The organism is Nodularia sp. LEGE 04288 (assembly GCF_963896525.1).
Lineage (GTDB): Bacteria > Cyanobacteriota > Cyanobacteriia > Cyanobacteriales > Nostocaceae > Nodularia.
The window spans coordinates 1-10,479 of sequence record NZ_CAWQOY010000031.1 but is presented as its reverse complement, the minus strand read 5'-3'; the positions used below and the strand labels follow the sequence as shown (position 1 = coordinate 10,479).

The window sequence follows — 10,479 nt, the reverse complement described above, 5'->3', positions numbered from 1 at the left end:
GGGCTATGATATACCTTATATAATTAGTAAAAGCTATATGAAAATAGCATCGCCATTAAAGCTTTTTTCCAATTTTTGTACTTGGATAACAAGATGACAAACAAGATAGACCATGACCGCTTATTCAAAGAACTAATATCAAATTTTTTTATAGAATTTATAGAATTATTCTTTCCTCAAGTTCTCGAATATATAGACACCACATCAATTACATTTTTAGACAAAGAAATATTTACGGATGTCACCGCAGGAGACAAATATGAAACTGACCTAATAGTTAAAGTGAAATTTCTAGGTCAACCTTCTTACTTTGTGATTCATATTGAAGCAGAATCAGGTGCAAGACCGAAATTTAATCAAAGAATGTTCCGTTATTTTGCGAGATTAGATGAAAAATTGGACTTGCCAATATATCCGATAGTTATATTTTCCTACGACTCACCGAAAACCGTAGCCGTGAATAACTATCAAATCAACTTTGCTGATTTTGAAGTGCTAAAATTTAATTATCAAGTAGTACAACTGAATCAACTCAACTGGCGAGATTTTTTAGTTCGTCCAAATCCAGTTGCATCGGCTTTGATGTCAAAAATGAATATAGCACCAGAGGATAGGCCAAAAGTCAAAGCGGAATGTTTAAGGTTGTTAGTTACCTTAAAATTAAATCCAGCCAAATGCAATTGATATCAGGGTTCATTGACACATATTTGAGATTGAATAAAATAGAAGAAGAGGAATTTCAAGTAGAAATAGGTACATTAATCAAAGAAGAGAAGGAGGAAGTTATGCAAATTGTCACCAGTTGGATGGAAAAAGGAATTGAGACAGGAATTGAAACAGGAATTGAAAGAGAAAAAAAATTAATTATCCGTCAAATCAATAAAAAAATTGGACAAATTGATAGAGAATTAGAAACCGAAATTAGGAGTTTAAATATAGATGTTATTGAAGCTTTAGGAGAGGCAATATTTGATTTAAATACTGTAGAAGATTTGCAAAATTGGTTAAATAATGTACAACAAGTTTAGAGTAGGTATATATGGCTTGCCATAAGCCTTTTGTTATAGATTTCAATCATTTTATAACTAGCATTTAGCTTGTATACTTGATACCAAGTTTTACATTTATTTATGAATAACGATACCTTACAAGCAAGTAGAGAATGGTGGTCACAAAAGTGGCTAGAGTTACTGGATTCTTATCGGTTTAAAAAGCGTTTGGAACGGGCAAGAAATTATTCTCGTCAGGGAAATGTTCTGAGTATTGAGTTTAAAGGCGCAAAGGTTTTAGCTAGAGTCCAAGGTAGTGAATCTGATCCTTATAAGGTTTCTCTTTCTATTGACCATTTTAGTGAGGAGGAATGGGGTTATGTAATTGAAACTATGTCCCAAAGAGCCATTTTTGCAGCGAAGCTGTTAGCTGGGGAAATGCCGCAAAATATTGAGGAAGTGTTTACAGCCAATGGTTTGTCTTTGTTTCCGTTTACGCTTTCTGATGTTCACAGTAAATGCTCTTGTCCTGATAAGGCAAATCCTTGTAAACATATTGGTGCTGTATACTATCAGTTAGGCGATCGCTTCAGTGAAGACCCGTTTGTGCTGTTTCAATTACGCGGACGCACTAAAGAGCAAATTATCAGCGATTTACGTCAATTACGCGGTGCTAAGGTGGAAGTGACAGCACCTGAAACACCGGAGATTAAACACCCCACAACTCAGCCGCAACCCTCTGTTAACCTTAATGATTTCTGGCAATATCATGAACCCCTAGAGTCTTCTTTAGTAGTGATTACGCCGTCGGGTAGCGAAACGGTATTAGATGTATTGGGCGCGATTCCTTTAGCGAAAACAGAAGAAAGTACCGTAAGTTCCACTGCTGGCGATGTGGTAACGAAATATTTAGAGACTGTTTATCAACAGGTAAGTCAGCAAGCAATGTTAGCAGCGATGAATATGGGAGGAGGTTGATGGGATTGGGAGCATCTGGATTTTGTGGAAATTCCTAGAAAACCTCACCCCAACCCTCTCCTTACTAAGGAGAGGGAGCCGGAAACTTTTATAATGCTGTAATGGAAAACTTTCCTCGCAGCAAAGGAAGCCTCAGAGAAGAACCAGGAATTCGGAAAGATTGTTGCAGGTTCCAAATTCTTCTAAACTGACTAAATAAGTTTTAAATCTCAATAGCCCTCTGTGATGGATAACGATTCGGAATACATCCGGGAAACGGAAGCTACTCGTGTACGTGTACTCAGCGAAGCCCTACCTTACATTCAACAATTTGTTGGTCGGACTGTTGTTGTGAAATATGGTGGTGCAGCCATGAAAGATAGCACCCTGAAAGACAAAGTAATGCGGGATATTGTCTTTTTATCCTGCGTTGGCTTACGTCCTATTCTTGTACATGGTGGTGGCCCAGAAATTAATAGTTGGTTAAATAAACTGGGCATTGAAGCACAATTTAAAAATGGTTTGCGGGTCACAGATGCTCCCACTATGGATGTAGTGGAGATGGTTTTAGTCGGTCGAGTTAATAAGGAAATTGTTTCTCTGATTAGCCGGGCTGGGGGCTTGGCGGTGGGACTTTGTGGGAAGGATGGTAACTTGATTACAGCTCGTCCCCAGGATCAAGAAGGTATCGGTTTTGTGGGGGAAGTTAGTGGTGTCAATATCAAAATTTTGGAAACTCTCTCTAGTAATGGCTATATTCCGGTGGTGTCTAGCGTAGCTACAGACGAGAAGGGTCAAGCTTACAACATTAACGCTGATACAGTGGCTGGGGAAATCGCCGCCGCTTTGGGTGCTGAAAAGTTAATTTTACTGACTGACACGCCAGGTATTCTCAAGGATTACAAAGATCCATCTAGCTTGATTCCGAAGGTAGATATTAGCCAAGCCCGCGAACTGATTGCCAATGGTATTGTTAGCGGTGGGATGATTCCGAAGGTGAATTGTTGTGTGCGATCGCTTGCTCAAGGCGTAAGTGCGGCACACATCATTGATGGTCGCATTCCCCACGCCCTACTTCTAGAAGTCTTTACTGATGGTGGTATTGGCACGATGATCCTTGGTTCTCAGTTTAGCTAAAACCTCGATTAATCTGACTTTTACCAGGGATAGTTAAAAATCACCTGCGATCGCCCTGTGGATCTGACACGGTGACGATTCATTCTCACTCGCGTTCGCTCTCTAAATGGTGTAGGTCTAAAATACTGGGAATTATGATTAATAATCCCTGGATTCACTAAAATTGAGTTACGAATTACGGGATTAATTAAAGTGGGATTAATTAAAGTGGGATTACTACCGAAATTTGGCATGGGACTAACCACAGGATAGGAGTGATAGTCGCGATCGCTGCGCCGGGGAATTAACCCTGTCGCTGGGTCTACAGGCATGGGGGTAGAAATCGGACTACCATAAATAAAAGAACCAACAGCAGGCGGCTGATTAATTCTCACAGTGTTATTAATGATGATGACGCTGCCGGCAGCAGCTGGGGTAATTGTAGCGCTAATTACAGAGCAAATTATCCCCACTCCCAGCCAATTCAGTTGTAAATGCTTGATTTTTAGCATATTTTTGCTCACCTGCATTTGATAATCTGAATTTTTATGAAGAAAATAACCGCAGTTTACTTGGTTAAAATTTTCAAGTTTATCAACTTCAATTTTGTCAGCTTTTCATCAGAAAAACACAGAATTGCTGACACAGACAAATTTAAAGCAGTGCTGATTGGTGTATAAAACGTGAGTACAGAAAGTTTAGAAATTGCCAGAAGTCTTTATCAGGCTGGAAAACTTAACTTTGAAAATGGGAAATATCGAGAAGCTGTGGAAAGTCTGGAAAAAGCCAGCGCCCTGCTATCTCGAAATTCTCGCCTTGGGGGCGAAGTTGAAATGTGGCTGGTAACAGCTTATGAAGCATCGGGACGGACTGAAGAAGCGATCGCCCTTTGTCAACAACTCCAACGCCATCCTTTCCCAGAAACTAGCAAACAAGCAAAGCAGTTACTTTACATTTTAAAAGCCCCAAAACTCCAACGCCCCAGTGAATGGATGACGGAAATCCCTGATTTAGGCACATTGTCTGATAATGATGCCAAGATTCGAGCATCTGGAAATTCCGCGAAATCTTCTCGTCAAGCACCTGCTGAACCAGAGTTAATTGACCTCAGTCAGGTGAAGAACCAAGATAATCGCTTTATTTGGGTAGCACTAATTGTTATTGTGTTAACACTCTCGTACTTGGCTGGGTTGAGTTTTTAGTTTTTGGGAGATATATGGATGAATTATTCTATTTTCAGAAAGATTTTAGTGAGATTCACCAAAGCACTGAGTTTTGTGTTGATCAAAATGGCATCATTCATTAAGCAGCTCAGTCAGAATCTCATTCATCGCATCTTTCCGCTCAAAAATCCTATTTTGTGGCTGGTACTGTTATCATCACTGCTGCTAACTGGTTGTGTCGAGTACGATGCCGGAGTGACCTTTAATAACTCAAATCGTGGCGAAATAGTACAGCATATTAAATTGGGAGAAAGACTCACCAGCTTTAGTGGCGATTATGTCTATGAATGGTTACATAGCATAGAACGTCGCACCCGTCAACTAGAAGGTACAACCCAAAGGATTTCTCCAGAAGAAATTATTGTGAAAATACCCTTCAGTAATGGTCAAGAGTTGCAAGAGAAATTCAACAATTTTCTTAACTCTCGGACGAATCAAAAAGCTGACGCTGTGCAGAAAGCATCTGAATCAGAACTACCGAAAATTGAATCTAATTTACTTATAAATCAGAATAATTTTGTGCTGCTAGTGAGGAATCGATTAATTTATGATTTAGACTTGCGATCGCTCTCCTTAATTGCCAGTAGAGGTAACGTGTTATCTGATACGGGGTCAATTCTCGACCTAGAATTTAGCTTAAAAACCCCTTGGGGAGCCAGAAATATTCAACAAAATGAAACTGCGATCAATCCTCAAAAGCAAGGTAAGCAATTAGTATGGCAGCTTCAGCCCGGTCAACTCAACCACATAGAAGTAGTTTTCTGGTTACCTAGTCCCCTCGGTATTGGTGGTTTGTTAATTATCCTCTTCATCTGGGGAGGAATTTACCTGAGATATCATTTTATGCCAGATCCCAGGGTTCAATTTGCACCTGATGCCAAAGCAGCAACGGAGTAGGAAGCAGGTAGTGGCGTGGCAAGCCTAAATTAGTGCATAAGCATAAATATTGTGGGGTGGGCTTCTAGCCCGCCCAGAACAGGCAAGACTTGTACTGAGCTTGTCGAAGTATGCCTGTTCCACAAGAGAAACATAACGCACCCTACAAAAAGGGTTGGGAGTCATTTTTAATCATTTGGATGTACACGCTCAATTCCAGTTCCCAGTCTCAAGGTGATAGTCGTTCAATTTTCCAATTGTTATTGTTCGCGCGAGTATACAGCAAGCGGTCATGCAGACGACTGGAACGACCTTGCCAAAACTCAATTTCTCTGGGGATAATTCTGTATCCTCCCCAATGAGGTGGTCGAGGAACCTCCTGATTTTCATATTTGCGCTGGAAATCCTGCAATTGTTGTTCTAAAACTTCCCTCCCAACAATTACTTCACTTTGATTAGAAGCCCACGCACCCAAACGACTATTGGGCGGTCGCATCTCAAAATAGCTATCAGACTGTTCTGAAGAAATTTTTTCAACTTTCCCGACAATTCTGACTTGGCGTTCTAATTCCGCCCACCAAAAAACTAAAGCTGCTTGGGGATTTGCTGCTAGTTCTTGCGCTTTTTGACTGTTGTAGTTGGTGAACAAAACAAAGCCCCGTTCATCAAAATCCTTCAGCAGCACCATTCTTGCCGAAGGCTGACCATCTGGTGTAGCCGTGGCTAGAGTCATAGCATTCGGTTCAGGAAGTTGGGCTGCTAGTGCTTGTTCAAACCATTTTTTAAATTGAATCAAAGGATTTGGGTTAATCTCGGTTTCACTCAAACCTTCCAAGGTGTAATCTTTGCGAAGGTCAGCTACGGTCTTGTCCATGTCAGTTTGTATATTTAAGATAAGTTTGGTAAATAAAAGAAGTAGCCTATTTATTTGGCTTTTATCCCACACATGACACAAAGCATTGTGAGTGCGAAACGTCTTCCAGAAACTACCGCCCATGTCAGAATTATCCGTCAATCGTGGCAACTCGGCTTTCTTGAGGGTGAAGTAAGTGCGGGTAGCTTCGAGTGGCATTTCCAATGGCATTTTCGCCGAGGAGAACTGTCTGTGAAGCCTTCCCAAGGTCGCGCCCTGATCAAAGAACCCCTCGGTCGCTTCTTAGAACAACAGGATTATCAGTTAGAGCCTGGAGGAGATTATGCTTTTACTATTAGGGCTGAACTTTAGTCATTGGTCATTTGTCATTGGTCATTTGTCATTGGTCATTGGTCACTCAACAGTCGTAGTGAGGCGATTTAAGTATCTTTCAATCAAGAGGAGAGCAACTATGTCATCTATGGGTCGTGGTGGCTGTCTCATGCCCTGTGGTAAGAGTTTTGTTAGCCCTTTGGGTGGGTACATCTGCCAGTAGCGATCGCGTGCTTCTAAGGTACTGTAGCGCTCATCTACTAAAATGATCCTCAGTTGCTCTACCAATGCCTCTCGCAGTTGCTGTTTCCACTGTTTCGAGGTGGTTTGGTCACCCATGACTAGCAAGGATATGGGAAACTGTTGACGCAGTGTCTCAATGGTGGCGATCGCCTTTTGTGCAGTCACAACTTGGTGATAGTACAATTGCCGATCTAGTCCCATGACTGCTAAACCACATTTATCTTTACCGGGATCGAAGCCTAAAATGACTGGTTGTGTTGGTGAAAATTCACTAAAAGTCATAAAAAATACACTTAAATTCTCGCAAGAGTTTTATTTAATTATTCTTAATATCCGACTGGATTTTATTTATATTTTTAGGTGCTAAAAACAACTACACCGTTGAAAATTGCCAAAAGCTTGATTCTTAAAGGTCCTGCGGTATAAATGTCCTCCCTGGCGATCGCTTTGATTTCTAACGGATGATCATACTGTCTTAGTTGTAAGAAAAAGCGTAAATGAGTACCTTCTCTTAACATACCCTCGACAATTCCGGCATTACGCGCCCGAAATTCCGAAGCCGAAATCAGCAAATCGAGTCTTTGCGATAGCTGATAGGATGTCATCGTTTTGGGATCAGCAGTCGTTGTAGCTAGTACCTCGCCTTCGGAAAAGACTAGTTGATTTCGGGCTGCATCCGCAAAAAATTCTATTTGGTTTTCTCCCCTCACGTAATTACCAGCAGAAAAGATTCGGACAACGTACTCTCGACCATCCTGAATCTGCTGGCTCAGTTGCTCTACTCTTTCCTGGGTAACGCGCAGCAGGGTTTTATTTGTGGGAATTTCTCCAGGTTCAGTTAATTGAATGTTGGCATTCTGGTTAGCGGCTTGCAAAAGTTGTATGACCGCTTGACGAGCTGCACTGGCTTGATTAACGCGAACCACGTTCGCCGCTAAAACTTGATTCCGAACCAGTGCCAGTTTACCTAGACGGAGGTCACGGTATGATTGATAATATTTTTCCAGCCTTGCGACTTCTTGTTCTAAATAATTCTGTTGTTTTTCCAATTCTTTGAGGCGAGATTCCCTGGTGGCAATTACTTGTTCTCGCGAAGCAATTTCTTGATTGCGTTGTTTAATCAATCCATCAAGTTGGGCAATTTTGCGATCGCGCTGGTTAATAGCTGTTTTCGCTTCGTCAATAGCTGTTTTAGCTTCCGCATACAATCGTTCCCTTTCTGCCCTCAGTTCTTCAATAGCCCCCTGCAATGTCTCTCTTTGATCATAAACGCTTTGCAGTTCAGTTAAGGCTTGTTGATACTGACTGACGACTTCACCTAGCTGTCCTTGAGTACGTTGAAGTTGAGTTTGTGTTGCCAGTTGTTTAGCATTGGCGGCTTGCAAGGATTTATTAATTACCTGTAAGTCTTGCTGTGCTTGAGTTTTTTCACTTCTTGCTGTGCTTAACTCAGACTCAACCTGACTTTTGGCAGTTTCCGCAATTTTGAGTTGTTCCCGCTGCTCTCTGAGGTCTCTTTGAATATCTTCTAGCTCAAACACCCCTTGGCGCAATCCTTCATCAGCAGCAAATAAGATGCCTAATGTTGATGCTGAAATTAATCCGCCAGTAAAGATAGTTACCAATACAGCGGTTTTTTTGGGGCGGAGGTTAAACAGTGAGAGGCGTGCTTTGCCAACTCGTGTGCCAATGCGATCGCCCACGGTGGCAATTACGCCCCCCAAAATTAAAATTGCTACGATCAGGATGTACCCGGTGGTCATCTTCAGCTACCGTTCACGTAGTGTGCCGGAGGCATAATGCTTCCAGATACAGCCTACTACTTTCATTGATTATCTTGTGGAGAGTGGAATATTGGCAATAGCTGAAACTACTCAAGATTTTAGATTTACCTCCAGCTATGGTGGTCATCTGCAAAAACACAACACGCGCCACTCCACCTCCCCAATTGCTTTTAAGTGAACTGCCTACTTAAGGTAACAGGTTTATGCACAGTAATCTTCTTTTTATGGATAGAAATCATCTCTTTCTCACGCAAATCTCCCAATAACCTGGTCACCGTTACCCTAGTAGAACCAATTGCTTCTGCGATCGCCTGATGAGATAGCTTCAGATCAATCGTAATCCCATCTGCACAAGGAACCCCAAAATCACGACAAAGAATTAACAAAAAACTCACCAATCTCGAACCCATATCACGGTGAGCCAAGGTTTCAATCATCATCTCTGTTTGTAAAATCCGCGAAGATAGGCCTCGCAGCATCAACATCGATAATTCGGGATTTTCCTTAAACGCTTGCTCCACCTGTTCAATTGGCGCAGACAGTAACTCTACAGACGTAAATGCCACCGCATGATAGAATCTATCTGACTTATTTCCTGTCAGTAATGACAACACACCAAAAACACTATTTTCCCGCAGCAGTGCTACCGTTATTTCCTCTCCTGCCTCGTACACCCTGGAAAGTTTCACAGCACCCTTCAAAAGAAAATAAACTCGTTCAGCAGGATCGCCGGGAAAAAATATTGTTTTATTGCGTTCAAACGTTTCTACAACTGGAGGAAATGCTCCGGTCGCCATCTGACGAAATACATTTGCTAGGGCTTTATCTTGTGTCACAATCATCTCCCTTCCCCTACCCAATGCCGGAAAAACAAAAACTGATTACCTAAGAATACACCTGAAAAATCAATAAAGCACCGTCAACCTTTCTGTGCATTCCTATACTCAAACGCATAACTTCATAGTTATTTGTTCATAATGATACATAATTTCTCATGTTTTTAGCGAGTAGTTGTTATAAGTACTGGCACAGTTGTGGTCATCAGGTTTTTTCGCAAAAAATTCACGATATCTTGAGAATATCTTCAGGATTGTCTGGAGAAACTTTTCAGAAAATAGTCTCCCTGATGATCATTTTCGCAAATTATGTGCAGAACCAAGACAAACTCGCCTCAGATTCTAGTATGCTCCTAATGATTGATCTTATTCACAATTTCTATGCTGAATCTGACTGGAAAAAACGCCTTAGTTACAGGGATTGCCAACAACCGCTCCATTGCCTGGGGGATTGCTCAACAACTGCACAAAGCCGGAGCTAACTTGGGTATTACCTACCTACCAGATGAGCGCGGCAAAATGGAAAAAAAAGTAGCGGAATTGGTAGAGCCTCTTAACCCCAGCTTATTTGTTCCCTGTAATGTCCAAGACGACGCACAGATTGAATCTACCTTTGAAGCTATCCGAGATAAATGGGGAAAATTGGACATCCTCATCCACTGTTTAGCCTTCGCTAACAGAGACGATTTGACTGGTGGTTTTAGCGAAACCTCACGTTCTGGTTTCAAAACCGCTTTAGAAATCAGTACCTACTCGCTGGTGCAGTTAAGCGGTGCGGCCAAACCGCTAATGACAGAAGGCGGTAGCATCATCACCCTGACATATTTGGGCGGCGTGAGGGCAGTTCCTAACTACAACGTCATGGGAGTAGCTAAAGCCGGATTAGAAGCTAGTGTCCGTTATTTGGCGGCTGAACTGGGACCACAAAACATTCGGGTAAATGCCATTTCCGCCGGGCCGATACGCACATTAGCCTCTTCGGCAGTAGGCGGAATTTTAGATATGATTCACCATGTAGAAGAAGTAGCGCCCCTGCGACGCACTGTCACCCAGCAAGAAGTAGGTAATACTGCTGCTTTCTTGTCTAGCGATTTAGCCAGTGGCATTACCGGGCAAGTTTTGTATGTAGATGCAGGATATGAAATCATGGGAATGTAATCATTGGTCATTGGTCATTGGTCATTAGTCATTAGTCATTAGGAAGTTACAATCCTTACCCCCTGCTCCCTACTCCCCACTCCCTACTCCCTACTCCCTACTCCCCACTCC

11 protein-coding genes and 1 pseudogene are annotated in these 10,479 nt (G+C 41.9%); 7 read left to right on the top strand and 5 right to left on the bottom strand.

Going from position 1 to position 10,479, the window contains the following annotated elements; all coding sequences use genetic code 11:
• The first annotated feature begins 93 nt into the window (after positions 1–93).
• The 3 genes and pseudogenes from AACX33_RS02685 (at position 94) to argB (ending at position 3,083) form a co-directional block, all read left to right on the top strand.
• Positions 94–1,028 (top strand): annotated as a pseudogene (locus AACX33_RS02685) (Rpn family recombination-promoting nuclease/putative transposase).
• A gap of 102 nt (positions 1,029–1,130) precedes the next feature.
• Entirely contained in the window at positions 1,131–1,967 is an 837-nt protein-coding gene (locus AACX33_RS02680) for an SWIM zinc finger family protein (protein ID WP_194000271.1), read from the top strand.
• 222 nt (positions 1,968–2,189) lie between these two features.
• Positions 2,190–3,083: an acetylglutamate kinase gene (gene argB / locus AACX33_RS02675; RefSeq protein ID WP_176428832.1), complete on the top strand. Its 894-nt coding sequence runs from the start codon at positions 2,190–2,192 to the stop codon at positions 3,081–3,083.
• A 20-nt stretch (positions 3,084–3,103) separates the two neighbouring features.
• On the opposite strand, the gene AACX33_RS02670 is transcribed toward argB, so the two are convergent.
• Positions 3,104–3,574 (bottom strand): hypothetical protein, encoded by a 471-nt coding sequence (locus tag AACX33_RS02670; RefSeq protein WP_194000273.1) that lies wholly within the window; start codon positions 3,572–3,574, stop codon positions 3,104–3,106.
• Between the two features lie 171 nt (positions 3,575–3,745).
• Between AACX33_RS02670 and AACX33_RS02665 the strand changes: the two genes are divergently transcribed.
• Both AACX33_RS02665 and AACX33_RS02660 read left to right on the top strand, forming a co-directional pair.
• Positions 3,746–4,264, top strand: a complete 519-nt coding sequence (locus AACX33_RS02665) for a tetratricopeptide repeat protein (RefSeq protein WP_194000275.1) — start codon at positions 3,746–3,748, stop codon at positions 4,262–4,264.
• Between the two features lie 18 nt (positions 4,265–4,282).
• Positions 4,283–5,182, top strand: a complete 900-nt coding sequence (locus AACX33_RS02660) for a DUF3153 domain-containing protein (protein WP_194000277.1) — start codon at positions 4,283–4,285, stop codon at positions 5,180–5,182.
• Positions 5,183–5,390: 208 nt separating this feature from the next.
• On the opposite strand, the gene pdxH is transcribed toward AACX33_RS02660, so the two are convergent.
• Complete coding sequence (gene pdxH / locus AACX33_RS02655; RefSeq protein ID WP_194000279.1) at positions 5,391–6,035, bottom strand: pyridoxamine 5'-phosphate oxidase; 645 nt, start codon at positions 6,033–6,035, stop codon at positions 5,391–5,393.
• Positions 6,036–6,122: 87 nt separating this feature from the next.
• Here pdxH and AACX33_RS02650 point away from each other — a divergent pair, with 87 nt between their 5' ends.
• Positions 6,123–6,386: a DUF3146 family protein gene (locus AACX33_RS02650; RefSeq protein WP_194000418.1), complete on the top strand. Its 264-nt coding sequence runs from the start codon at positions 6,123–6,125 to the stop codon at positions 6,384–6,386.
• A gap of 42 nt (positions 6,387–6,428) precedes the next feature.
• Here the strand turns inward: AACX33_RS02650 and AACX33_RS02645 are convergent, their stop codons facing one another.
• From AACX33_RS02645 to ntcA, 3 genes are all read right to left on the bottom strand, one after another.
• The gene (locus AACX33_RS02645) at positions 6,429–6,872 is read right to left on the bottom strand and encodes a pre-16S rRNA-processing nuclease YqgF (protein WP_194000281.1); all 444 of its coding nucleotides are present in this window, start codon (positions 6,870–6,872) and stop codon (positions 6,429–6,431) included.
• Positions 6,873–6,946: 74 nt separating this feature from the next.
• The gene (locus tag AACX33_RS02640; RefSeq protein ID WP_194000283.1) at positions 6,947–8,353 is read right to left on the bottom strand and encodes a DUF3084 domain-containing protein; all 1,407 of its coding nucleotides are present in this window, start codon (positions 8,351–8,353) and stop codon (positions 6,947–6,949) included.
• Positions 8,354–8,544: 191 nt separating this feature from the next.
• Positions 8,545–9,216, bottom strand: a complete 672-nt coding sequence (gene ntcA, locus AACX33_RS02635; RefSeq protein WP_194000285.1) for a global nitrogen regulator NtcA — start codon at positions 9,214–9,216, stop codon at positions 8,545–8,547.
• Positions 9,217–9,591: 375 nt separating this feature from the next.
• Here ntcA and fabI point away from each other — a divergent pair, with 375 nt between their 5' ends.
• Positions 9,592–10,368: an enoyl-ACP reductase FabI gene (fabI, locus tag AACX33_RS02630; RefSeq protein WP_194000287.1), complete on the top strand. Its 777-nt coding sequence runs from the start codon at positions 9,592–9,594 to the stop codon at positions 10,366–10,368.
• The last annotated feature ends 111 nt before the right edge of the window (positions 10,369–10,479 follow it).